Annotated in this window: 22 protein-coding genes; 14 read left to right on the top strand and 8 right to left on the bottom strand. The window is 37.4% G+C overall.

Annotated elements, in window-relative coordinates; all coding sequences use genetic code 11:
- Nucleotides 1–77: 77 nt before the first annotated feature.
- Together dgt and ON073_RS03060 are read left to right on the top strand one after the other, a co-directional pair.
- Nucleotides 78–1,547, top strand: a complete 1,470-nt coding sequence (gene dgt / locus ON073_RS03065) for a dGTPase (RefSeq protein ID WP_274760393.1) — start codon at nucleotides 78–80, stop codon at nucleotides 1,545–1,547.
- Nucleotides 1,548–1,684: 137 nt separating this feature from the next.
- Entirely contained in the window at nucleotides 1,685–3,358 is a 1,674-nt protein-coding gene (locus tag ON073_RS03060; protein ID WP_274760392.1) for an asparagine synthase-related protein, read from the top strand.
- Nucleotides 3,359–3,668: 310 nt separating this feature from the next.
- On the opposite strand, the gene ON073_RS03055 is transcribed toward ON073_RS03060, so the two are convergent.
- On the bottom strand, nucleotides 3,669–4,058 hold the full coding sequence (locus ON073_RS03055; protein WP_274760391.1) for a zf-TFIIB domain-containing protein: 390 nt from the start codon (nucleotides 4,056–4,058) through the stop codon (nucleotides 3,669–3,671).
- Between the two features lie 97 nt (nucleotides 4,059–4,155).
- Nucleotides 4,156–4,374, bottom strand: coding sequence for a hypothetical protein (locus tag ON073_RS03050; RefSeq protein WP_274760390.1), 219 nt, complete (start codon nucleotides 4,372–4,374; stop codon nucleotides 4,156–4,158).
- Nucleotides 4,375–5,097: 723 nt separating this feature from the next.
- Here ON073_RS03050 and hisG point away from each other — a divergent pair.
- From hisG to hisIE, 8 genes are read left to right on the top strand one after another with little or no spacing between them, the layout of a single operon-like run.
- On the top strand, nucleotides 5,098–5,997 hold the full coding sequence (gene hisG / locus ON073_RS03045) for an ATP phosphoribosyltransferase (RefSeq protein WP_274760389.1): 900 nt from the start codon (nucleotides 5,098–5,100) through the stop codon (nucleotides 5,995–5,997).
- A gap of 3 nt (nucleotides 5,998–6,000) precedes the next feature.
- Nucleotides 6,001–7,293, top strand: coding sequence for a histidinol dehydrogenase (hisD, locus tag ON073_RS03040; RefSeq protein ID WP_274760388.1), 1,293 nt, complete (start codon nucleotides 6,001–6,003; stop codon nucleotides 7,291–7,293).
- Nucleotides 7,293–8,345, top strand: coding sequence for a histidinol-phosphate transaminase (gene hisC / locus ON073_RS03035; protein ID WP_274760387.1), 1,053 nt, complete (start codon nucleotides 7,293–7,295; stop codon nucleotides 8,343–8,345). The genes hisD and hisC overlap by 1 nt, the downstream gene beginning before the upstream one ends.
- A 3-nt stretch (nucleotides 8,346–8,348) precedes the next feature.
- Nucleotides 8,349–9,410 carry a bifunctional histidinol-phosphatase/imidazoleglycerol-phosphate dehydratase HisB gene (hisB, locus tag ON073_RS03030; protein ID WP_274760386.1) on the top strand — a complete coding sequence of 354 codons (1,062 nt, stop codon included), beginning with the start codon at nucleotides 8,349–8,351 and terminating at the stop codon, nucleotides 9,408–9,410.
- Complete coding sequence (gene hisH, locus ON073_RS03025; RefSeq protein ID WP_274760385.1) at nucleotides 9,407–9,991, top strand: imidazole glycerol phosphate synthase subunit HisH; 585 nt, start codon at nucleotides 9,407–9,409, stop codon at nucleotides 9,989–9,991. Before hisB ends, hisH begins: the two co-directional genes overlap by 4 nt.
- Nucleotides 9,992–9,999: 8 nt before the next feature.
- Nucleotides 10,000–10,719 (top strand): 1-(5-phosphoribosyl)-5-[(5-phosphoribosylamino)methylideneamino]imidazole-4-carboxamide isomerase, encoded by a 720-nt coding sequence (gene hisA, locus ON073_RS03020; RefSeq protein ID WP_274760481.1) that lies wholly within the window; start codon nucleotides 10,000–10,002, stop codon nucleotides 10,717–10,719.
- Nucleotides 10,688–11,455 (top strand): imidazole glycerol phosphate synthase subunit HisF, encoded by a 768-nt coding sequence (hisF, locus tag ON073_RS03015; RefSeq protein WP_274760384.1) that lies wholly within the window; start codon nucleotides 10,688–10,690, stop codon nucleotides 11,453–11,455. Before hisA ends, hisF begins: the two co-directional genes overlap by 32 nt.
- The gene (gene hisIE / locus ON073_RS03010; protein WP_274760383.1) at nucleotides 11,452–12,063 is read left to right on the top strand and encodes a bifunctional phosphoribosyl-AMP cyclohydrolase/phosphoribosyl-ATP diphosphatase HisIE; all 612 of its coding nucleotides are present in this window, start codon (nucleotides 11,452–11,454) and stop codon (nucleotides 12,061–12,063) included. The genes hisF and hisIE overlap by 4 nt, the downstream gene beginning before the upstream one ends.
- A 2-nt stretch (nucleotides 12,064–12,065) precedes the next feature.
- On the opposite strand, the gene ON073_RS03005 is transcribed toward hisIE, so the two are convergent.
- Together ON073_RS03005 and ON073_RS03000 are read right to left on the bottom strand one after the other, a co-directional pair.
- On the bottom strand, nucleotides 12,066–12,593 hold the full coding sequence (locus ON073_RS03005) for a DUF6436 domain-containing protein (protein WP_274760382.1): 528 nt from the start codon (nucleotides 12,591–12,593) through the stop codon (nucleotides 12,066–12,068).
- Nucleotides 12,583–14,061: a methyl-accepting chemotaxis protein gene (locus ON073_RS03000; RefSeq protein ID WP_274760381.1), complete on the bottom strand. Its 1,479-nt coding sequence runs from the start codon at nucleotides 14,059–14,061 to the stop codon at nucleotides 12,583–12,585. The genes ON073_RS03005 and ON073_RS03000 overlap by 11 nt, the downstream gene beginning before the upstream one ends.
- Nucleotides 14,062–14,335: 274 nt before the next feature.
- On the opposite strand from ON073_RS03000, the gene ON073_RS02995 reads away from it, so the two are divergent.
- On the top strand, nucleotides 14,336–14,848 hold the full coding sequence (locus tag ON073_RS02995) for a hypothetical protein (protein WP_274760380.1): 513 nt from the start codon (nucleotides 14,336–14,338) through the stop codon (nucleotides 14,846–14,848).
- A 60-nt stretch (nucleotides 14,849–14,908) separates the two neighbouring features.
- On the opposite strand, the gene dnaJ is transcribed toward ON073_RS02995, so the two are convergent.
- Nucleotides 14,909–16,045 carry a molecular chaperone DnaJ gene (dnaJ, locus tag ON073_RS02990; RefSeq protein ID WP_274760379.1) on the bottom strand — a complete coding sequence of 379 codons (1,137 nt, stop codon included), beginning with the start codon at nucleotides 16,043–16,045 and terminating at the stop codon, nucleotides 14,909–14,911.
- A gap of 137 nt (nucleotides 16,046–16,182) precedes the next feature.
- On the bottom strand, nucleotides 16,183–18,105 hold the full coding sequence (gene dnaK, locus ON073_RS02985; RefSeq protein WP_274760378.1) for a molecular chaperone DnaK: 1,923 nt from the start codon (nucleotides 18,103–18,105) through the stop codon (nucleotides 16,183–16,185).
- A 220-nt stretch (nucleotides 18,106–18,325) separates the two neighbouring features.
- On the opposite strand from dnaK, the gene ON073_RS02980 reads away from it, so the two are divergent.
- Nucleotides 18,326–19,114 carry a thioesterase family protein gene (locus ON073_RS02980; protein ID WP_274760377.1) on the top strand — a complete coding sequence of 263 codons (789 nt, stop codon included), beginning with the start codon at nucleotides 18,326–18,328 and terminating at the stop codon, nucleotides 19,112–19,114.
- Nucleotides 19,115–19,121: 7 nt separating this feature from the next.
- Here the strand turns inward: ON073_RS02980 and ON073_RS02975 are convergent, their stop codons facing one another.
- Both ON073_RS02975 and ON073_RS02970 read right to left on the bottom strand, forming a co-directional pair.
- Complete coding sequence (locus ON073_RS02975; RefSeq protein WP_274760376.1) at nucleotides 19,122–19,829, bottom strand: hypothetical protein; 708 nt, start codon at nucleotides 19,827–19,829, stop codon at nucleotides 19,122–19,124.
- A gap of 122 nt (nucleotides 19,830–19,951) precedes the next feature.
- Entirely contained in the window at nucleotides 19,952–21,067 is a 1,116-nt protein-coding gene (locus ON073_RS02970; RefSeq protein WP_274760375.1) for an arginase family protein, read from the bottom strand.
- Nucleotides 21,068–21,437: 370 nt separating this feature from the next.
- Between ON073_RS02970 and ON073_RS02965 the strand changes: the two genes are divergently transcribed.
- Nucleotides 21,438–22,517: a YjgN family protein gene (locus ON073_RS02965; protein WP_274760374.1), complete on the top strand. Its 1,080-nt coding sequence runs from the start codon at nucleotides 21,438–21,440 to the stop codon at nucleotides 22,515–22,517.
- Nucleotides 22,517–23,563, top strand: a complete 1,047-nt coding sequence (locus ON073_RS02960; RefSeq protein ID WP_274760373.1) for a M48 family metallopeptidase — start codon at nucleotides 22,517–22,519, stop codon at nucleotides 23,561–23,563. Before ON073_RS02965 ends, ON073_RS02960 begins: the two co-directional genes overlap by 1 nt.
- Nucleotides 23,564–23,845: the final 282 nt, after the last annotated feature.

Raw genomic sequence — 23,845 nt, 5'->3', positions numbered from 1 at the left:
GTTCATTTTTTAAAATAGAAAATTAAAGTCTTAAAGAATTACAATACAAAAGCGCACAACTAAAAGTACAAAACACTATGAATTTTAAACAAAGAATTAATTCGTTTCGGCAGTATAATCAAACTTCAAATACACGAACAGCATTTGAAAGTGATCGCGGTCGAATTATAAATAGTGCAGGGATTAGACGCTTACAACAAAAAACGCAAGTGTTCCCTTTAGAGCGCAACGCAGCAGTCAGGTCTCGCTTAACACACTCTTTAGAAGTACAACAAAACGGCCGCTTTATTATCCATACAATCTATAAAATGCTAAGCAAAGAACAACAAGTTAAACTTGGTTTAGTTGATTTAGAAAGAGAATTCGAATCACTTGTTGAAATGGCGTGTTTAATGCACGATGTTGGAAACCCTGCGTTTGGCCACTTTGGTGAATCGGCAATTAATAATTGGTTTGAAAAATATCTAAAGCAACATGATTTTTTTAAAACACATTACCCTAGCGATGACGAATTAAAAGAGCCACTATCGTTAACCTCATCACTGTTATTTGAACTCACAAACTTTGAGGGTAATGCTCAAGCAATTCGTAATGTTCATACTTTACTCGCATTAAACTTAACCTACTCTCATGCAGCAAGCATATTAAAATACACGCGTTGTGGCACGCTACCAAAGCAACAGGTACCTGAAAGTAAGAATTACCTAATGAAAAAAGTAGGATTTTACTTTAGTGAATCTGAGTTTATAAGCCAAATTTGCGAAGTCCTAAATATTGAACAGGGTAACCGGCATCCAGCTAGTTATATTATGGAGGCAGCTGATGATATTGCCTACTGTTTAGCAGATATTGAAGATGCGGTGGAAAAAGGCCTTATTACTGTCACCTTATTAAAGCAATTACTTATCGAAGAATATGAAAGAATTATTCAGTCTTTTAATATAACTGATGCAAAATTAATTAACTTTATGCGTGAAAAATGTGAAAACGCTTATCTTCACGCATCAAAAGAAGACTTTAATTTTGACAACGCTTTTTTTATTAGATTAAGAGTTAACCTGCTTCATCCACTTATTAAACATAGTGCGACACGTTTTTGCGAGAATATTGTTAATATATACCATGGTAGTTTCAATGCGCCATTAATAGAAGATAACAGTTATCATCATGCAATAACCAAAACCTTAAAAGCAATTGCAATTAAGCATGTTTTTAGCCATCACGAAGTTGAAAAATTAGAAATACAAGGTCACAAAATAATAACGACGCTACTTAATGAATTTTCGTGTTTATTAAATATGACACAATTAGAATTCACAAAATTATTAGAGGGTGAATTAGGTTTCACTATTGAATCGCGATTATTAAATCGAATTTCATCAAAATATATAGCAGTTTATAAAAACTCGGTTTCTCAAATACACAGTAACCAAACAGATCCTATATTTGAGTTTTATTATCGCGCAAGGTTAATTCAAGACTTTATTGCAAACATGACTGATCAATTTGCCTATGATACTTATCGCTTGTTAACCGTTAGTGATTAACTCAATGAATTGCTATTAAGCTTTGCATTTTGCAAAAAATTACTTTCACCATTTAAATTAAAACCGATGATTCAGTAAGTTAATTAAGGCACATTGTTTGCTGCTATAAAGAAAAGTTATCTTTTAGAGACCTTATTATGGCGCAATTGAGTATTCTATTTAACACTGAAGAACTTTCATCAGATACCTGGTACAGCACAAATATTGAAGATTTTAGACAAAGTATTTGCATAACACGTCATACAACTAGCACCTTAGATATTTTTATATGGGGTGATATAGCTTATCGTCACCTAGATAGACAGATAACTTCAGATATTTTAAATAATCGATTTGAGAGTTACTGTGGAAGATCTTGGATAGCAATTAATAATAAATCGCGAATAATTAATTTTGCCACCGATACCTATGGCGCCTTCCCTATTATATATTACAAAGATAACAACAATATTATACTTGCAAGTTCGCGCACGTCGCTCAATCAATCTTTAAAAAAACCACTTGAACTTAAGAAACAATCACTTAAAGAAATCGTTGTGTTAGGTCAATTATTTTCAAGCAACTCAATATTAAAAAATACCACCCACTTTATGGGCAATACGCAAGCGACTTTAACTATTAAAAATTCTGAGCTTAAACAAAAAAATAGTAAAAATGAGATATTCAACAGCAATCTGAAAACTAAATACAGTGATGCAAAAGAGGCACTCATTGAAGCTGTTCGAATGAGTGTTAACAGCGGCATTAATCCTCTAATATCACTATCAGGTGGGCTTGATTCACGTGCAATACTCGCAGCATGCGATTTACTTAATCTAAAACCAGATGCTTTATGTTATGGGGTTGCTAATAGTACCGACGTTAACTACGCAAAGTTACTTGCAAACAGTTGTGGTTTAACACTTCACCACCCTACAAACTTAAAAACAAATATATCAGATTCAGTCATACATCGTGTCAGTAAAGCGAGCATGGGAGAAGTCCCCTTTCATCATGCACATGCATTAATTGATGATAAAATTCTAAACAAAACACTAGGTAGAAGCATTATTACAGGTACGGGCGCGGAATCTTATCGTGCATTTTACTACGACCGTGGAATGCCTGGGTTTAATTTTTTTGACTTAGCATTACTGAACAACTGGTCGACACCCAGAATTAAGCGTTATATACAGGAAGAATTCTTAAAGCAAACACACCCGCTTTTAGCACCGTTGCTTGGACATAAATCTATCGAAGCAAAAATTGAATCTGTTTTCGAGCGTTATATAAACCCATTATTACCAGCAACAAAACAAGCGGATATATTTTATTTGACTACACGATGTCAAAGAATGGTTGTTGCAGGTCAACAATTGCTAGATAGCTATTATAATCGTTCGCATCCATTTCTTAATCATGATGTAGTTAAAACCATGCTGCATCTTCCGGCAAAACTTAAACTGCACAGCACATTTCATCGTCAATTTATTGCCGACGTATCACCAAAACTTGCTAAGTTACCTTGGGATAAAACACAAAAACCACTTAAAAAAGGGCTTAATTTTTCAGAAAAATATCCAGGTCTAGCAACAAGGTTAAAGTTAAATGCGGCTTACGGTAAAGCATCTAAACCTATGTATCTATATGGTTATCATCATCTAAACGCAAATGTATTGGATGAAACTTTGCGTCTAATTACAGATAATGACTCAGAATTTTGTTCATTAAAGCACCTTGTACAAAAACATAAACTAGAAAATTACTTAATAGGTTTTGGATTGATTTGGTTAAATATGAATAACCGTATTAAGCTCCAAAAAGCAGGTTAATTATTCACTACACTTTTTCACAAACTGAAAAAGTTATGACAAACCTTTTTGAGCTTGTTTTGTTATTATTTGATTTTAGTGTTTACCACCCCGACCAAGGTAAATAATTAAACCCTAAAGGCCCAACTTTTAAGATTCCGAATTACCTCAAGCTTGGGCCTTTTTTATTAACCTTGGCAAATTTATTAATTACTATTATTTCTGTCTGCATGTGTTATAAACCATAAGCCCATCTTTTTTGAATACAAACTCTTTAATTTACCTCAGTTGCCCCGATTAACTTTTCAATACATTTAGTATGATGTGTTCTTTAGCTTAATAATAAACCTATTAACGGTATATCAATTAATAAGCCCATTAGGTTTTCATCATTTTTAGGCAGTTTGTATTTAGTAAAAAATTCACGAGATTGACTGGTTGAAAATAAAAGTCCATGGCAGTGGTCACAATGTGCTAAAACAATATTATCAACTTCCTTTTGTTTTAAAATCGTTCTGCATTGTGGGCAATTATGTTCCGAGCATATTCCTTTCACGCTAGTTAGTGTCTTTATAAATTGCTCGTAATGAAATGTACCTTGCCCCTTTAACGTAGCGAAATATTTAGTCGGAAGAAATGACATGCCACAATGACAACCATATCCCACCCCGCCGTATCCTTTCCACACTTGTAATGTGTGTTTTTTACATACACAGTTCATTATAAACTCCAATCAATATTTAAGTGGAGTTTATAAGTATGCTAAAGAATAAGGTAGAAATAATGCTTAAAGGCGATATGACGGGTTTAGTGGTCTTCTATGCCCATGTGTCGATGTGCTCTTCTTTATCATCTTCCTCATGATTTTCAGAAGAAGAATTCTCTTTTTGCTTTTTTAACTCATAGAGTGTTGCTTCGTTTTTCTTTAAACGAATTTTCGTGGTTTTATTATCGCTTACACCAGCAACAAATAATGTCGATTTATCAACTGGTTGAATAAAATTTATCCGCGGCAAAAAAGGGGTTAAAATATCCATAATCTACTCCACTGTCTTACCTATTTAACGGCAATTTTTATAAACTCTTTAGCTTCAAAACTATCTCAAGTAAGAGCGATTAAATATGGTTTACAACCAATAACATAATAGCCTAACAATATATGTTTAATTCATTATATTTCTCATTACATAAAACTTTACTCTCAATAAGCCACAAGACAGATTTTTATTTATAAATAACTAACTTCATTAAAAATATAAGCTTCCAGCATTATTTAAAAAGCACTTCACAAACCAAACCCACAAAAACAAAGCTTTGAAACGATTTTTATTCGAAAAACACTTTAAAACACACTTTTACTTGTATATACAGGCCTATACAAGCTGGTTTTTTGATTACCCAGTTAAATAGCAAGCATCTGATAAATAACATCTTTTATTTTTTGTAATATAGTATTCATATTTTTAATTTGATTTTTTATTGCAAACCCTGAAAAAACATGTTTTTCTATAAATAGGCAAGCCATTTGGCACATTTTTTACATTTATAGGTTATATACAAATGCTTAATACACTGAACACTATTCATCACCATCATACAACGGAGTAGCTTTCAGGTATTTCGCTGGAGGGCTATTCCGAAAATACGTCCTCTGGCTAACAGAATTTCACATAACAGCCCGGGGACATCCTCGGGCTGTTTTTGTTTTAGCCCTAAACAAAACAAAACTATTGAAACAAATTTAATTGGGAATGAGAAAAATGAGTGATAACAACCGTCTTCGTATCGCTATTCAAAAATCAGGGCGTCTTTCTAAAGACTGCCAAGAGTTATTAAAACAACTTGGCGTAAAGCTTAATTTAAGAGAACAACGTTTAATTGCCCACGCAACAAATATGCCTATTGATGTATTACGAGTTCGAGATGATGACATACCAGGACTTGTAATGGACGGTGTGTGTGACTTAGGGATCGTAGGTGAAAACGTGTTAGTTGAAAGCCAAGCTGAACGTAAAGCACAAAACCTAAATGCTAACGTCACTAAGCTAGCTAAACTTGATTTTGGCTATTGTAGATTAGCATTAGCATGGCCTCAAGAATTAGGTCAGCAACCGCTTAGCTGGTTTGAAGGAAAAAAAATAGCCACAACTTACCCTGAAATATTAAAGAAATTTTTAAAAGCACAAGGTATCAACGCATCAACTGTTTTGTTATCCGGTTCTGTAGAGGTTGCTCCTCGCGCTGGCCTTGCCGATGCAATCTGTGACCTTGTATCTACCGGCGCAACTTTAGAAGCAAATGGCCTATTACAAGGCGAAACAATCTTAGAATCAAATGCGTGTTTAATTCAAAACCCAAATATGGATAGCCAACAAAAACAGGCGCTTCTCGAAACATTACTGCCTCGCTTAAAAGCGGTTCGTCAAGCGAAAGAAAGTAAGTACATCATGCTACACGCACCTAAATCGCGTCTTGATGAAATCTGTGAATTGCTTCCAGGTACTGGCAAGCCAACAGTGCTTTCACTCGCTGGTACTGATGATTTAGTAGCGCTGCACATGGTTTCAAGCGAAACATTATTTTGGGAAACAATGGAAGCGCTTAAAGAGAAAGGCGCAAGCTCAATTCTTGTGATGCCAATCGAAAAAATGATGGAGTAATCGGTGGAAACTTGGTCTCAATTATCAAAAGCAGCACAAGGCTTGCTGCTTTCAAGGCCTGCCCAACAAGCGTCAGACCAATTACAGTCTCGTGTTCAATTAATTATTGATAATGTAAAAGCTAATGGTGACACAGCGCTTTTACAATACAATCAAGAATTTGATAATAATTATGCTGATGAACTGATTGTATCAAATACTGAAATACAAAATTCAGAAGCGCTATTGAGCACAGAGCTTAAAGCAGCCATCGATATCGCATTTAAAAATATTACTACGTTCCATAAAGCACAGTTACCACAGCGAAAAGTGATAGAAACACAGCCTGGTGTGGTGTGCGAGCTTCGTTACCAAGCAATTAATGCGGTTGGTATATATGTACCTGGTGGTACTGCACCATTGCCATCATCTGTGTTAATGCAAGGTGCACTGGCAAAATTAAGTGGTGCACAAACAATCGTGCTTGCAACACCAGTAAAGGATGATGAGCAAATTAACCCTGCCATCCTTTACGCAGCAAAACTATGTGGTGTAACGACATTAGTAAAGTCTGGCGGTGCTGGTGTTATCGCCGCAATGGCATTTGGAACGCAGTCAGTTCCTAAAGTAAATAAGATATTTGGCCCAGGTAATAGCTACGTCACAATGGCTAAACAGCTCGTCGCACAACAAGCTAATGGTGTTGCGATTGATATGCCTGCAGGTCCTTCAGAGGTATTAGTAATCGCAGATAGTGGCGCTAATCCAAGGTTTGTAGCAGCTGATCTATTATCTCAAGCAGAGCACGGTGAAGACTCACAAGTTGTTTTACTTAGCGATAGTGAAACATTAATTAATGCAACAAAGATAGAAGTAGAAAAACAGCTGCAAGTGTTATCAAGACGAAATATCGCAGAAAAAGCATTATTAAATTCGCCTTTTATTCTCGTTGAGAACATAGAGCAAGCAATTGAAGTATCAAACCAATATGGCCCAGAGCATCTAATTGTTCAGACTCGTCATGCTAATGACCTTGTTGATAAATTTTACAATGTCGGTTCCATTTTCGTTGGCGATTACACCCCTGAATCAGCAGGTGATTATGCATCGGGCACAAACCATGTTTTGCCTACTTATGGTTACAGCAAAGTGTATTCAGCACTTAATTTAATGGATTTTTTTAGAACTTATACAGTTCAGACTATTTCGCAAAAAGCATTAAGTGAACTTTCGAAAAGTATTTTACCACTGGCAGATGCCGAAGGTTTAGATGCTCACGCTAATGCAGTAAAAATCCGTCTAGAGGAGTTAAGTTAATGAGTGATAATTACACACCTGACTATATTGCTTTATTAACAGCTTATAGCTCAGCTAAAAGTGAAAAGCTTAGTGGTTCTACATGGTTAAATGCAAACGAAAGCCCTTTTACTAATGAGTTTGAATTTAATTTAACAAATCTTAATCGTTACCCTGATCCGCAACCAGAGGCTGTAATATCAGCATATGCGAACTACGCTAATTTAGCGACTAGCAATGTGTTGATGACGCGCGGTGCAGATGAAGGAATTGAACTTCTAGTTAGCACATTTTGCCAAGGCGGTGTTGATGCAATTGCTCAGTTTATTCCTACCTATGGTATGTATAAAGTAACTGCTGAAAGCGCCAATGTTACGCTTATCAATCTAACGCAAAGTGATTTGCTAGAAGCCTCAACAACTGAATTAGTTGAGAAAGCACTAAACGCCAAACTAGTGTTTATTTGCAATCCAAATAACCCAACTGGCAGCGTTGTTCCACTTAAGCGTATTGAAGAAATTGCTAATGCATTTAAAGATAAAGCGATTGTGGTTGTCGATGAAGCCTATATAGAATTTTGTGATGAGCTTAGTGCGACGCCACTAATCAATTCGCATGAGAATGTTGTGGTGTTACGTACATTATCAAAGGCGTTTGCGCTTGCAGGACTTCGCACTGGTTTTGTTTTAAGTAATCAAACACTGATTAATACAATGCGAAAAGTACTTGCGCCCTATCCTGTTTCAACTGTTGTTGCATCTATTGCAGAGCAAGCACTCTCACCTTGCAATATTAACAGTATGAAACGTCAAGTTACGATTTTAAATAACAATCGTGAAACGCTTATAAATAAACTTAAACAATGTAATAAAGTAGTAAAGATACTTCCGAGTTTTGCTAACTTTGTCACCATCAAATTAAGTGATAAGTGTTATATCACTAAAGCGATGGCAAGCGGTTTAATTATGCGCCCCTTTACACTTTATGGGGAAGATGACTGGTTACGTATTAGTATCGGTTCAGAACAAGAACTTAATGTTGTATTCAATTGGCTAATGGAAATAAACGGATAATTTATGGCAGTTCCTTACTTATTTATAGATCGTGATGGCACTTTAGTTGAAGAACCTGCCATTGATAAACAATTAGACACGTTAGAGAAGTTAGTCTTTGAACCAGGTGTTATTCCTGCCCTATTACAATTACAAGCAGCAGGCTACCGTTTAGTTATGGTATCAAACCAAGATGGACTTGGAACAGACAGCTTTTCACAAGCTGATTTTGATGCGCCTCATAACAAAATGATGCAAGTGTTTACATCATCAAACATTACATTTGACGACGTACTGATTTGCCCGCATTTTGATGATGAAAACTGTGCTTGTCGCAAACCAAAGACTGGGTTACTAAAAGAGCTAATGCGCTCGGGTAAAGTAGATATAGTCAATTCTTATGTCATTGGCGATCGTCAAACCGATGTTCAACTCGCTGAAAACCTATGTTGTGAAGGTATTTTGTATAGTGGCAATTGGCCTGAAATCGTTACTAAATTAACCACGCAAAATCGCACTGGTGAAGTAGTTCGTAACACTAACGAAACTCAAATTTCTGTAAGGTTAAACCTTGATTCTGAAAAACAAGGTGAGGTAATGACTGGGCTGGGTTTCTTTGATCACATGCTTGATCAAATTCGTACCCATAGCAATATTGGGTTAACCGTTAAAGCCAAGGGTGATTTACACATCGACGAGCACCACCTTGTTGAAGATGTTGGTATTGCATTAGGACAAGCATTAAAACAAGCACTTGGACCAAAAGCACAGATTGGTCGCTATGGTTTTTCATTACCTATGGATGAATGTAAGGCGGAGGCACAGATTGATTTGTCTGGCCGCGCATCTTTTGTACTTAATGCAAATTTCACTCGCGAAAAACTGGGTGATATGGATGTTCAAATGGTCGAACATTTTTTCAAAAGCCTTACCGATAATGCCGCTATCAGTTTAATTTTGTCTGTATCTGATGGCAATTGTCACCACCAAGTGGAAGGTTTGTTTAAAGCATTCGCACGCGCCCTTCGCATGGCTATTGCAAAAGATGTATCTCAAACAACCGCAAGTTCAAAGGGGTGTTTATGATTGCAATAATTAATACCGGTTGTGCAAATATTAACTCTGTACGTTTTGCGTTTGAACGCTTAGGCGCTCAGGTTGAAATAATCACTGAGCCTGAAAAGCTTAATAATTTCCCACGAGCAGTGTTACCTGGCGTGGGCCACGCATCCGTTGCTATGAAACGCTTAATTGACAATAACTGGCAAGACGCAATTAAAAACTATAATAAACCACTTCTTGGTATCTGTTTAGGCATGCAATTAATGTGTGATGAAACAGAGGAAGGAAATGTGACAGCACTTGGCCTTATTCCTGGAAAGCTAGGTGCACTTAAAAGTGAAAATTTAACCTTACCACATATGGGATGGAATAATTTAAATTTAAAATCTAGCCACCCTATTTTGAATGGCATTGATGCGAATGATCAAGTTTATTATGTTCACAGCTTTGCCCATCAGCCAAACCAATATACGTTGGCAACAAGTGACTATGGTACAGAATTTTCAGCCATAATCGCAAAAGACAATTTTATAGGCATGCAATTTCACCCTGAAAAGTCCGCTGATGTTGGCGAGCGCTTGCTTAAAAACTTTTTAGCATTATAGGAACAATGATGATTATTCCCGCATTAGATATTTTACAAAATCGAATTGTTAGACTATACCAAGGCAAGTATGACACCGCACAGTTTTACGATTTTGACTTTAAAACTCGTTTAACTGAGTATGCTAATTCAGGCGCTGAACGCATTCACATCGTGGATTTAGAAGGCGCAAGAGATCCGGATAAAAAGCAATGGCAGTTCATTCAAGAAGCATCAAACGCGCTCAAACTACCCTTTCAAATCGGCGGCGGCATTCGAAGCGAGTCCGACATATCCACATGGCTGAACGCCGGCGTACATCAAGTGGTTATTGGCTCGAAGGCAGTGACGGACAAGAGCCAGGTAAAGAGTTGGATAGAAAAATTTGGCGCGACTAAATTTGTCATTGCTTTAGATGTCAATAAAGACGCAGATACATGGCGCCCTGCAACCCATGGTTGGCTAGAAAAATCTCCCTATGACTTGTTCGAGTTTATCGAATTTTATAGAGCATTAGGTGTAAAAGACTTTTTATGCACTGATATTAGTAAAGACGGTACAATGACAGGCCCTTCTTTTGGCTTATACCAAGATATTCTTGCAAAGTTTGACGACATTCGCGTGCAAGCGTCTGGTGGCGTAAGCTCCCTTGAAGATATTAAGCAACTTAAGGCATTAGGAGTAGGTGGTATAATTTTAGGTAAATCTTTACTAGATAATGCCTTTACAGCTGAGGAGGCGGAGTGTTAAAAATAACCAGGTTGTCAAAGGTGTAAAATTCAAAGAGCATGAAATTGTTGGTGATATTTTACAACTTGCAGAGGCCTATTCAAAAGCAGGTGCAGATGAATTAGTTTTCTATGAAATTACCGCGAGTGTCGAAAAACGTTTACTGGATGTAGCTTGGGTTGAGCAAATTGCGCGTTATATTAATATTCCATTTTGTGTTGCTGGCGGCATTAAATCAGTAGCTGATGCTGCGAAAGTACTCGAAATGGGTGCAGATAAAATTAGTATAAACAGCCCAGCTATCGCTCGACCAAAACTTATCAAAGAGCTTCATGATGAGTTTGGAAAACAATGCGTCGTAGTGGGTATTGATAGCTTTTATGACAAGGAAAGTGATCAGTATTTAGTATATCAATTAACGGGCGACCCAAATGCGGCGAGTCAAACACGTTATAAAACTGAAGAGTGGGTTAAACGTGTGCAAGATTTAGGTGCTGGTGAGATTGTACTTAATTGTATGAACCAAGACGGTGTTCGCAATGGATATGACAACGCCCAACTGAGTAAAATACGTGAACTATGTGATGTACCACTTATTGCTTCTGGTGGCGCTGGGCAAATACAAGATTTTGCTGATGTATTTACTACCAGTAATGTGGATGGCGCGTTAGCTGCTTCAGTTTTTCATAAAGGGTTAATTGATATTAATGACCTTAAGACTGAACTAAAAAGACAGGAAATAGCAGTAAGATTATGAAAATAAATTTTTCCAACATTTCACAACTTGATTTTAATAAAAGTGAATTAATGCCCGCAATCGTGCAAGATGTGCATACTGGTCAGATATTAATGCAAGGCTTTTGTAATGCAGAAGCTGTTGAGAAGAGCCTTGAAATTGGCAAAGTCACATTTTATAGCCGTTCAAAGCAACGTTTATGGACTAAGGGTGAAAGCTCTGAAAATTACTTAGAATTGGTCTCTGTTCATACCGATTGTGATCAAGACTCTTTACTTATGTTAGCAAATCCAAAAGGCCCAACATGCCATTTAGGAACACAAAGTTGTTTTGGTGATGCTTCACCAGATCTCAGCTTTATTGGTACGCTCAATAAGGTGATTGCTCAACGCAAGTATGACGACCCAAAAGAAAGCTATACTGCCAGCCTGTTTGCAAAAGAGCTTAGCAGAAGTTGCCAGAAAGTTGGCGAAGAAGGTGTGGAAGTCGCTCTCGCAGCGATGAAAAACGATAATGAAGAACTACTTAATGAGTCTGCTGATTTGCTTTATCACTTGTTAGTGTTATTACAACGCCAAAATTTAGATATCAGCGAAGTTGTTACCACGTTAAAGGCCCGCCATAAATAAGTTTAGCTTACACTGCAGTAGCACCCTTTTGCATCCGTAATAATTGTTGCCCCGAGCTTTGAGTGTTCGGGGTTTTTCTTTATAAGGTAAGGTTCAACAAGACCATTGCCCTCGGCACAAAACATACCGCTAGCGTAAGGCCCCAAATAACTAAGAGCACCTAGTTTATTTATCACTGCGACTGCAGGTACAGAAGGTAAAAATAATCCATCCGTGTTATTTACTACAAGGTTATGATTTTTAAAATTTTGATTGATGGCTAATTTTTTAACTGAGCTAACATGGTCATTTGCAACAGTCTGACAAAAGCAATCTTCCGCTTCAAAATGGATCACTGAACCGGAAACATCCCCTAATATTGATGTTAGCTGTTTAACAAACTCTTTATCAAAGTTAGTGTCCATTGCACGTTTTGTTAATTCGCCGTAATTATCGAAAGTATTAATTTTTAATACAGATAAAAACAAAACACTCACCGATAACAACACACTCCATACACATACAATGATCCAATGGGGTTTATAATTCAAAACGCGCCAGCTCACTGTTTAAATTTTCAATATCGTATTTCATTTCTTGGAAGCGCTTACTGGACTCATTGCTATTTACTTTAAGTTGTTCTGAGTTTTGCGAAAGTGTTTGAGTTGATTCTGAAATGCTTGCTGACACTGTTGCTTGTTCACTCGCAGCACTTGCAACTGATGCCATATTGTTAACCATGCTCTCTATATTATCGACAACACCCATCATCATCGATGACGCTTCTTTTGCTTGGGTTACAGTATCTTCTGCACTGATTAAACACTTATCCATTTGATCAACTGATGAGGATGCTTCATTAATTAGCGCAGCTGTTATTTCTGATATCTGCTCAGCATTTTGCCTTGTTTTCATTGCAAGCTGCCTAACTTCATCGGCTACTACTGCGAACCCACGACCATGTTCACCTGCACGCGCTGATTCAATTGCAGCATTAAGAGCAAGTAAATTTGTTTGATCAGAAATAGACTTAATAGCGTTCATAACTTCTTCAATTTGATTACATTTTAGCGCTAATTCGCCAATAGTTTGTGAAGTAGCTGATAAGTCACCTTTTAAGTTTTCAATGTTGCTTGTTGAATTATCAATAATCTGCTTTGTTTTATCAGTACGTGTAAAGGCGTCTGAAGCACTGTCATTAGCTTCGCTTGCTTGTGAAGCAACATTAGCATTAGCAACTGTCATCTCTTCAGTTGCTGTTGCTATAAGGTTTATTTGACTTACATTTTCTTCAGTTGCATTTTCAACTTCATTACTTAATGAAGCAACTATTTGTGAACGCTCAAGTACACCCGTGCTGACTTCTTTTGTTTGTTTTATAAATCGAGTAAAAGATGTCATTAATTTATTAAAATCAGTATCAACCGTTTGGTTGTTTGAGAAAGCAGTTAAGTCAAATTTACCATCCTTACTTAATATCTGATGCACCGATGACGATAAATCGAACCCTTTAACTGACTCGTTATGAGCATGTTTTGCGACATACATTAAAACTGCACCTTCAGTTACGGCAAACAAAGCGTGTATAACCAGTATGTAAAAATGAAGGTGCCCTTCTTCAAATATATATAAACCTGCACTTTGACTTTGTACTACAAAAAATACAACATGATGAACTGCAACAAACAACACACTTGTTAATATGACTTTCCAATCTCTGTAACAGCTTAAAAAAGCTAACATTACAAAGATTTCAAAATGAAATTCTGTCAGCCCCATAGTCTGCTGAATATGAAGTGCAGCAAATAATTGAACTGCAATCGCTACAGCATGCCGTGTTACAGCGGCAAATGGTGACGTTTGAATAAGAAAAAGAGGAAGCGCCATAATTATTAAGCCTACGATGGTCCCCTCAAGCCAGGTTTGCGTAAAAAACGCAATAATTAGCGTCAATATAAACTGACCAATCAATACGGCTGAAAAAATTCTGTTTGCTTTCTCAATCCATGGATAATTCATGATAAACACCTACTAATAACGGTATAAAACTTTGACTAATACGTTATATATCTGTTTTTTGTTCATTACTTTATGAACTTAACCTGTTGTATAAGTGTAGATGTTGTTCTTAAAATTGCTGAATACTTATTCCCAGAACAATTGTTACGCAAATTTGTGTTTAGATTTTATTCAACCTATTTAAACGGTCAGTATTTATTTGGCTAATCGTTAATTTCCATGGATTTTTTATTTTACTATCGTTATGCTGAAACAAATTTTTAGGGATAAAGTTATGTTACGTAAAATCTCTGCTGCAACGCTTCTAATGGCAATTACTGGGTGTGGTTCAACGCTATCCCCTGAGCAAAATTCGTATGTGGACAATTTAACACCTTGTGAAAAAATTCAAGGGCTAGTTGACAGTTTTGCAAATGGCTTTGAGCCTTTAAAAGCAACTCGTGTGCAAAATAATTTTAGTGATATCTGGACACCAAAATACCATCTACTTGGTAATAGCTGCCAAATAATTGGATTTAATTCTAATAAAATGGCTTATAAATGTTCAGAGCAATACGATGACGAATCACAAAGTCGTGAATCATTTAATTGGGCTATCGAAAAAGTAACGAGTTGTTTAGGAGCAGATTGGCAAGCAACTGAGTTTGTGCAAAATGAGAGCAAACGAGTTACATTCAAGAACCCCCAACATCAGGCTCTAATTAGTATTCAAAGTGGCAAAACGTTAGCGAAGTATCGTAAAACTTGGCAAACCTCTTTTGAAGTTGGCGATTTAGTTAAAAACTAATTGTTCAAATTTTTGTTAAAAAAAAGAGCTCAATTTGAGCTCTTTTTTTAATTTTTTAAATTACTTAGTTAAATCATCAAAGAATTTTTTTACACCATCAAAAAAGCCTTGCTCTTTTGGACGATGGCGGGAGCTATTACCGCCCATACTTTCATCTAATTCACGTAATAATTCTTTTTGACGATCATTGAGGTTGACAGGTGTTTCAATAATCACCTTACAGATAAGATCACCCACTGCACCACCACGTACAGATTTAACGCCTTTACCACGCATGCGGAACATTTTATCTGTCTGACACTCTGATGGAATTTTAAGTTTAGCACGGCCGTCAAGTGTTGGAACTTCAATTTCGCCGCCAAGTGCTGCTGTTGTAAAGCTAAGTGGTACTTCACAATAAAGGTTGCTGCCATCACGCACGAAAATTGGGTGTTCACGTACAGAAACCTGAACATATAAATCACCTGCTGGTGCACCATGTTGCCCTGCTTCACCTTCGCCAGCTAAACGAATACGGTCGCCAGTATCAACACCTGCCGGAATTTTAACAGACAAGGTCTTGGTTTTTTCTACACGGCCTTGGCCATGACACTTATTACATGGATCTGAGATGATTTGACCGCTACCATTACACGTAGGACATGTTTGCTGTACAGCAAAGAAGCCTTGGCGCATTTGTACTTGACCATGACCCTGACAGGTACCACAAGTTTGCGGCTTAGAGCCCTTCTTCGCACCTGAACCATCACACGGCTCACATGACACCCAAGTTGGCACTTTAATTTCAACGTCTTTACCGCGAACAGCTTCTTCTAGGCTTAAATCTAGGTTGTAGCGTAAATCGGCACCACGTTGTTGGCGAGATTGACGTCGGCCACCGCCGCCACCAAAAATATCACCGAATACATCACCAAAGATGTCGCCAAAATCTGCACCGCCGCCAAAGCCACCGTGACCACCGCCACCACCTTGTTCAAAGGCTGCATGACCAAATTGGTCGTATGTTTGACGTTTTTGACTGTCGCCAAGTATTTCGTATGCTTCTTTTACTTCTTTAAACTTAGCTTCTAAGTCTTTGTCGCCTGCGGTACGATCTGGGTGATATTTCATAGCAAGGCGTTTGTATGCCTTTTTAATATCACGATCGCTAGCGTCTTTTGCAACGCCTAGTACTTCATAATAATCGCGTTTTGACATAATTACTGCTTTCCCCGTTAGTTGGCTAACTGCATTTGCATTGCCCCAGCGGGGTCTTTAGCCTCAAAATTCATAAAACCTTTAGATACACTAAGGGCGCGTCTGAGTCGAAACCCGCGCGCCCTAGTTAAAGTAAATTACTTTTTGTCGTCTTTTACTTCTTCAAACTCAGCGTCAACAACATCGTCATCTTGCTGTGTTTGCTGCTGTTGGCCTGCATCACCGCCAGCTTGTTGCGCTTGTGCATTTGCTTGCGCAATTTCCATTAGTTTTTGCGATTTCTCGATAAGCGCTTGTGTTTTCGCTTCGATTTCAGCTTTGTCATCACCCTTCACAGCTGTCTCCAGCTCTGCAAGTGCTGCTTCAATCGCTGATTTATCGTCAGCAGGAAGAGCATCACCTGCTTCTTCGATTTGCTTACGTGTACCGTGAACCATTGCATCACCTTGGTTACGCGCTTGCACTAGTTCTTCAAACTTCTTATCTTCTTCTGCGTTTGCTTCCGCATCACGTACCATTGCTTCGATTTCATCGTCGCTCAGACCTGAAGACGCTTGAATTGTGATCTTCTGCTCTTTACCTGTGTCTTTATCTTTTGCAGATACGTGTAAGATACCATCAGCATCAACATCAAATGTTACTTCGATTTGTGGTACACCGCGCTGTGCAGGGCGGATACCTTCTAGGTTGAACTGACCAAGTGATTTGTTAGCACTTGATTGCTTACGCTCACCTTGAAGTACGTGAATTGTTACCGCACTTTGGTTATCTTCAGCAGTTGAGAATACTTGTGATTTCTTAGTTGGAATCGTTGTGTTCTTCTCGATTAACGCAGTCATTACCTGACCCATTGTCTCAATACCTAGAGAAAGTGGGATAACGTCAAGTAGAAGTACGTCTTTAACTTCACCCGCTAAAACACCACCTTGAACCGCAGCACCCATAGCCACTGCTTCATCAGGGTTTACGTCTTTACGTGGCTCTTTACCAAAGAAGTCAGTAACTGCTTTTTGTACTAGTGGCATACGTGTTTGACCACCCACTAGAATCACGTCATTTACATCACTTACTGAAAGATCAGCGTCAGCTAGTGCTTTTTTAAGTGGCTCAAGTGATTGTGTTACTAAATCTTCAACAAGTGATTCTAACTTAGCACGCGTTAGTTTAACGTTCATGTGCTTAGGACCTGATGCATCAGCAGTTACATACGGAAGGTTAACTTCTGTTTGTTGTGCACTTGAAAGTTCAATTTTTGCTTTTTCAGCAGCTTCTTTAACACGCTGCATCGCAAGTGGATCAGTTTTTAAGTTGATGCCTTGCTCTTTGTTGAATTCTTCAACTAGGTAGTTGATAACGCGGTTATCGAAATCTTCACCACCTAAATGCGTGTCACCATTTGTCGCTAGTACTTCAAACGTGTGTTCGCCTTCTACTTCATCAATTTCGATGATAGAGATATCAAATGTACCACCACCTAAATCGTAAACTGCAACTACGTTGTCACCTTGTTTTTTGTCCATGCCGTATGCAAGTGCAGCAGCTGTTGGTTCGTTAATAATACGTTTAACATCAAGACCTGCAATTCGGCCAGCATCTTTAGTTGCTTGACGTTGCGAATCGTTAAAGTAAGCAGGTACAGTAATTACAGCACCTGTTACTTCTTCACCTAAGAAATCTTCTGCTGTTTTCTTCATTTTCTTCAGAACTTCAGCAGAAATTTGAGGTGCTGCACGCTTTTCGCCTTTTGCTTCAACCCACGCATCGCCATTGTCAGCTTTAACAATTTTGAACGGCATGATATCGATATCACGTTGTACTTCTTTGTCTTCAAAACGACGACCGATTAAACGCTTAATTGCGAATAATGTGTTAGTTGGGTTCGTAACTGCCTGACGCTTAGCAGGTTGACCTACAAGCGTTTCACCTTCATCTGTATATGCGATGATTGATGGGGTTGTACGATCGCCTTCAGCGTTTTCGATTACGCGTGGCTTATCGCCGTCTAATACTGCAACACATGAGTTTGTTGTGCCTAAGTCGATACCAATAATCTTACCCATGGAACGTCTCCTACTTCTTTAATTCTGTATCAAAAATGATTAATTCGTTTAGATGGTTACTTAATTGGGGTGGCCAAAAGACAATTCAACTGTAAAACGTAAATTTTTTTTAAAATATTGAAATTTTTTTGCAATCGCACATTTTTAGCACAACCAACTGGTCATACCACACTGCATTTGCTATAAACAACGCCTTACATAAAATAAATAAGAATTCCCTATGCACTTTGATGAACTAATAAACTCTGTATCTCAATCTCTTAACAACTTGTCTTTTCCTGCTAACTGGTGCCAAGGAAGAACTGCATTTGGTGGTCTTTCAGCAGCAATGCTTTTCAGTGCGATGCGAAACGCAATATCACCTGAACGTGAACTCTTATCTTTAAGCACTAATTTTGTAGGCCCTTTGATTGCCGATACACCCTTTGATATTTCACTGACTATTTTGCGCGAAGGTAAAAATGCGACTCAGATTGAAGCACGCATTTTACAAAATAATCATGTTGCGGTAATCGCACTTGGCTGCTTTGCAATAAAGCGTGATTCCAATGTGATTGTAGATAACAATCAAACGTGCCCTTTATCACCAGTAAATGAGCAACACCTTATTCCTTATACTGAAGGCGTTACTCCTCAGTTTTTTCAACATATGAGCTTTAATATTCAAAAGGGAGCTATGCCGTTTTCAAATGCACCGAATGGCGAACTTGCAGGATGGATGCGTTTAAAAGAAACACCAAAAGAACTTTCAGTGGCACATATTCTTGCTCTAACAGATGCGTGGCCTCCTGCACAGCTTCAAATGTATTCAAAAGTTGCTCCTGCAAGCTCAATGTCTTGGTACATTGAGTTTTTACCACATAAACAATTAAAGTCTGATGCATGGCTTGCATTTGATGCATTCACCCATCACAGCCGTGATGGTTATGCGTGTGAGGAAGCGAATATTTATAATCAATCAGGTGAGTTAATTGCGATGAGCAGACAAACTGTCGCATTATTCGATTAGAACTAACTTATTTAGGGTTTGTGTTAGCAAACCCTAGTTTTAATTTGTTTACCATTTCTTCATCCATACCTTTGTTACAAGCAAAATATAAACTAGTCGCATCTTGATTAATCTTTAACACCTTTGTTAATTGGGGTGTAGTGGTATCAAGTTGACGTTTTGTTTTGTACTGGGTTTCGTTAAGTACAATTAAGTCCAGTAAGTTTTTACGCTGTCGCATGATATGAAAAAGCTTATCAACATTCTCAATTACTAACAATTGAGCACCTAATTCAAAACCATGTTGTTTTAAATAATGATGACTAAAGTTATTTTCGATAACTGCTGTTTTATAGTTTTTAGCCGCAATAATAGAATCTAATGAGATATGTTTTTCTGGCAATGCATAAAAGTAGGCTGTAAATCGACTTAACTTAGCAATCCATTGGAAATTAGGTTCACGCATTGGCAAACGTGCGAGAGAGAAAATACAGGCATTTGGATCACGTAATACACCATTATAAGCAAGCGACCAAGCAAGTACATTGAGCTCATACTCAACATTAGCTTTGGCCAATGCTTTTTTTACACGCTCAAAGTTCGGCCCTACAAATGCGCCGTGTTCATTATGATACTGATAACCACTTAAATTTTCGCTGAATACCGTTATTTTACCAAATGCCATAAACGGCATTAGTGCAAGCAGTGAAATAAATACGGTATAGCGATTAAACATTAGCGCCTGTTCTATAATTTGCGGCCTTTCATAATGTTAAGTGTAACCTGTGTTTTTATGTTTAGAAACTCATGAAATAAAAAAGGTGCCAAGTAGCACCTTTTTATTTTGATATAGCAATATTATTTCACACTGTTCATCGCATCTATTAACAATGCAGAAATTTTTGCACCTTCGCGTAATGTGCTTTCTGATGCTTGTTTACCACTATGTGATGCATCCGTAAATGGGGCAATTTCCATCATATCAGCACCGGTAATCGGAAACTCTTTAGCAAGAGCACTTAAAATAAGTACCGCTTCATCAGGCGTCATACCATCATATTCAGGTGTACCCGTTGCAGCAGCAAATGTTGCATCTAACGCATCAATATCAAAACTTACATATAGCTCATCTACCTGATCCGCTTTTAATTGGGCAATTACACCATCAACAATTGCTTGCGCACCTTGTTCGCGAATTTCATGTGCCCAATGTTGTTTCACACCAAAGGTTGATTCCCAATGTGTTTTATCTTTACCGCTTGAGCGAATACCAAATTGAATAAGGTGATGTGGCGCTGGCAAAAATTCTAAAATATGCGTACACCAAGAACCAAAACACAGATCAATGCCTAATCGCTCAACCAGTAAATCTGTATGTGCATCAAAATGGATAATAGCCGTGCGTTTACCTGCTGCACGCTTTGCTTTTAAGTAAGACTTTGTTAATGGATAACTAATTGAATGATCACCACCGATGCCAAAAATCCCTTTCGTTGGGAAATTTGCATAAAAATCGTCACATACATCTTCAGTAATTGATAGTGGGCTTACTGGATATTCACTTTGTTCATCTTGGTAAAGTGCTTTTTGACAATTCGAAATAGTGCCATCATTTAAATATTTATCATGAAGTAGGTGTGGTATTACACGTACATCACCAAGGTCGAAAGTTTTTGAATTAGGTTGTTGCTCCATTAGCGTGCTGCGAAGGAACAAAGGGCCCCAGTTTGCACCACGTAAAATGCCACCACCACAATCTGAGCTGATCCCTAAAGTAACCGCTTTATATTCACTTGCATCAATGTTGTCTAAGCTATCACGCCAAAGAGCATCAATATTATCTGTTTGTCCATAAATTGATTGGTGTAATGCTTCTTTTCTCTCTTTTGCGGTATTTACAGTAAATACACCGTTACCTGGTGGACAAAGACAGTTAGAAACTTTTTCAATAAAGGTTTTTTTAGCGTCGCTCATTATTTGCTCCTGGCTAAACATAACTTCAATATAATTATGCATTATAAAATTTATATTCTTGCTTTACGTAAAAACATCACTTAACGACTTGTAAATAACATCAATCTAGTTCGTTGCGTATTAACCAATCGGTTTAAAGCTTTGTAAATAAAGCTATTATTTAAAAGTGTTTGGTAAAGCATTAATCTACATGCCCCTTACATAGAGTTTTCATATTTAAATGTCAAATCTCTGCTCGCTTAAAACCAAGATATAAACGTTATTCTATGCACTCTAACTGCATAGGCTTTCAAAAATCTTCAAGTTCAACTTTGTAACTAAATGATTTACAATGGCAATCTTAAAACAAATAATAATTAGGAAAAGTTTAATGGAACTAAACACAACGGAGCAAATACGTCGTTCTCAAGTTCAATTTTCAGGTGAGACAGGACAATTCTTCAAAATTTGGATAGTTAATATCGTTTTAACAATCCTTACTCTTGGTATTTATTCAGCATGGGCCAAAGTACGTACTCATCGCTATTTTTATAGCAATACGAGTATTGAAGGCCATCAATTCACTTACTTAGCAAACCCCATTCAAATATTAATTGGTCGTATTATTGCCGTTGTATTATTCATAATTTACATGGGTTCAGTACAATTTGTGCCAATACTAGGCCTTTTCATCATGCTAATTGCCATGTTTTTAATGCCATGGGTGATCAATCGCAGTATGCGTTTTCAAAATAAAATGACCAGTTACCGTAATGTACGCTTTGGCTTTAAAGGTAGTTATGGTGAGGCATTTTTAGTTTTTATTATTTTACCTGTACTGGCGGTATTCACTCTTTACTTGCTAATGCCTTGGGTAATTAAAAAAGTTAATGAATATATTATTGGCAACACAACATATGGTGATCGTCAAATTGAAACCGATTTATCGGCTACTGACTATTACATTGCGTTTTTACTGGTAGTTGCAATATCAGTCGGGGCAATGTTTGGCTTTGGCATTGTGATTGGTATTGGTGCAGCGATTTTTGGTGCAACAGTTGATACAACAAACTTAGATCCAAATGGGTTAAGCGCTGCGATGTTTATTATGGGCCCAATAAGTGCACTTTTATATGTGGGAATGTTTAGTTTAATTACTGGTATCTATCAGTCTCGTATACGTGCTCATAACTTTACTAACAGTAAAATTAAAGACGTTGTTACATTCGAATCTACAATTAGTGAAATGCAATATACACGTTTAGTGTTCTTTAACCTAATTGCAATTGGGTTATCACTTGGTCTTGCCTACCCATGGGCAAAAATTCGAAAAGCACGTTATTTAGCGAATGGTACCTTTGTTGAAATTCACCCTAATGCAGATCATATTATTGATGATATGACAGACGAAAAATCAGCAATTGGTGAAGAAATCGCTGATGTATTTGATTTAGATATCGCGATTACCTGATGTCACAAATCATTGATGGTACATTATACCGCTCGGGCAGCTCACATGCGTGTGCTGCCCAATTAGTTGTAACTGAGCATCATCTGAGCATCATTTCAAATGGTACAGAGCAATGTTCATATAACTTAACTGAAGTACAATTAAGCGATGCTATTCCAGGCATAGCAACCGAAATACGCTTGCCTAATGGTGATATGTTTATTCCAGCGGATAAAAATTGGCGTTTAAATAAACAAACTGGCTCTCTATTAAGTCACCTGGAAAGCAATTGGCTAACGGTTTTTTCTTCTATTATTTTAGCACCCGCGCTAATTTACTGGTTAATTATGGTTGCTATGCCAGCGCTTGCGAGTAAAAGTGTTGAATGGTTACCGGAGAGTATTCCAGCCTATATGGGTGAACAATCATTCACCATTATAGATGAGGCATTTTTATCGCCATCCACACTCGATGACAATATAAAAAATAGTGTAAATTCTCTGTTCGATAAAGCGCTTGAAACCCTGGAATTAAATATTGAAGACTATCAATTATTAATAAAACAAAGTGACTACTTTGGCGCAAATGCATTAGCACTTCCAAACGGTACAGTGATTGTTACTGATGGACTAATAACCCAGTTAATGGAATTCGAAAAAACACAAAACACAGCCACATTTGATAGTATGCTAATGGCAATAATTCTTCATGAAATTGGTCATGTAGAAGCCAAACATAGTCTAAGGTTAGTTGCCCAATCGTTATCAAACGCCATTGTGTTTGCTCTATTGCTGGGTGATTTAGAAACGGTTGGTGAATTAATGGTTGGTGCAAGTTCAGCCGTTATTCAAGCCAATTTTTCTCGTGACATGGAAACAGAAGCTGATAATTTTGCGCTTAGCCACCTAGGAAAGTTAGGTTATGAACCGGCGGCGTTTGCTGATGCTATGGAAAGTTTTAATGAAGAAAAAGTAGATACCGCAGAAAGTATTTTTAAATACCTAAGTTCACACCCTGCCATTGTAGAGCGCATTGAAAAAGCAAAGAACTTCAATTCGCAACAATAAAAATTTTTAAAATTCTCTAACGGTGTTTAATTTGCCGTTAGAGATTTCAATCAAAGCTTTCATACCCTAGCTATCAAGTTAATTTTTGCTGTTATTTACAATGTTTTTAGCAAATCAGTCTGTAACGCTCATTATGAATTTGCTCTATTTAGTTCATCAGTGTTCATATCAACAATATATATTGAAAGCAATTAACGCTGGTGATTATGATAGTTTGAAGGTGAAAAAAGGAAAAATAAATGAACAAGTAAAACTTAACAGCCTGTGCATTAATAAAAGTTA

Source organism: Pseudoalteromonas sp. G4, from assembly GCF_028875915.1.
Taxonomy (GTDB): Bacteria; Pseudomonadota; Gammaproteobacteria; order Enterobacterales; family Alteromonadaceae; genus Pseudoalteromonas.
Note: the sequence above shows the minus strand (reverse complement) of the source record. Positions and strands in the feature narration are given on the sequence as shown.

What these genes read in the sequence shown, in the direction of transcription:
- dgt (WP_274760393.1), top strand. Translation starts at nt 78, where the DNA reads ATGAATTTTAAACAAAGAATTAATTCGTTTCGGCAGTATAATCAAACT.
- ON073_RS03060 (WP_274760392.1), top strand. Translation starts at nt 1,685, where the DNA reads ATGGCGCAATTGAGTATTCTATTTAACACTGAAGAACTTTCATCAGAT.
- ON073_RS03055 (WP_274760391.1), bottom strand. Translation starts at nt 4,058, where the DNA reads ATGAACTGTGTATGTAAAAAACACACATTACAAGTGTGGAAAGGATAC.
- ON073_RS03050 (WP_274760390.1), bottom strand. Translation starts at nt 4,374, where the DNA reads ATGGATATTTTAACCCCTTTTTTGCCGCGGATAAATTTTATTCAACCA.
- hisG (WP_274760389.1), top strand. Translation starts at nt 5,098, where the DNA reads ATGAGTGATAACAACCGTCTTCGTATCGCTATTCAAAAATCAGGGCGT.
- hisC (WP_274760387.1), top strand. Translation starts at nt 7,293, where the DNA reads ATGAGTGATAATTACACACCTGACTATATTGCTTTATTAACAGCTTAT.
- hisB (WP_274760386.1), top strand. Translation starts at nt 8,349, where the DNA reads ATGGCAGTTCCTTACTTATTTATAGATCGTGATGGCACTTTAGTTGAA.
- hisH (WP_274760385.1), top strand. Translation starts at nt 9,407, where the DNA reads ATGATTGCAATAATTAATACCGGTTGTGCAAATATTAACTCTGTACGT.
- hisA (WP_274760481.1), top strand. Translation starts at nt 10,000, where the DNA reads ATGATTATTCCCGCATTAGATATTTTACAAAATCGAATTGTTAGACTA.
- hisF (WP_274760384.1), top strand. Translation starts at nt 10,688, where the DNA reads ATGCCTTTACAGCTGAGGAGGCGGAGTGTTAAAAATAACCAGGTTGTC.
- hisIE (WP_274760383.1), top strand. Translation starts at nt 11,452, where the DNA reads ATGAAAATAAATTTTTCCAACATTTCACAACTTGATTTTAATAAAAGT.
- ON073_RS03000 (WP_274760381.1), bottom strand. Translation starts at nt 14,061, where the DNA reads ATGAATTATCCATGGATTGAGAAAGCAAACAGAATTTTTTCAGCCGTA.
- ON073_RS02995 (WP_274760380.1), top strand. Translation starts at nt 14,336, where the DNA reads ATGTTACGTAAAATCTCTGCTGCAACGCTTCTAATGGCAATTACTGGG.
- dnaJ (WP_274760379.1), bottom strand. Translation starts at nt 16,045, where the DNA reads ATGTCAAAACGCGATTATTATGAAGTACTAGGCGTTGCAAAAGACGCT.
- dnaK (WP_274760378.1), bottom strand. Translation starts at nt 18,105, where the DNA reads ATGGGTAAGATTATTGGTATCGACTTAGGCACAACAAACTCATGTGTT.
- ON073_RS02980 (WP_274760377.1), top strand. Translation starts at nt 18,326, where the DNA reads ATGCACTTTGATGAACTAATAAACTCTGTATCTCAATCTCTTAACAAC.
- ON073_RS02975 (WP_274760376.1), bottom strand. Translation starts at nt 19,829, where the DNA reads ATGTTTAATCGCTATACCGTATTTATTTCACTGCTTGCACTAATGCCG.
- ON073_RS02970 (WP_274760375.1), bottom strand. Translation starts at nt 21,067, where the DNA reads ATGAGCGACGCTAAAAAAACCTTTATTGAAAAAGTTTCTAACTGTCTT.
- ON073_RS02965 (WP_274760374.1), top strand. Translation starts at nt 21,438, where the DNA reads ATGGAACTAAACACAACGGAGCAAATACGTCGTTCTCAAGTTCAATTT.
- ON073_RS02960 (WP_274760373.1), top strand. Translation starts at nt 22,517, where the DNA reads ATGTCACAAATCATTGATGGTACATTATACCGCTCGGGCAGCTCACAT.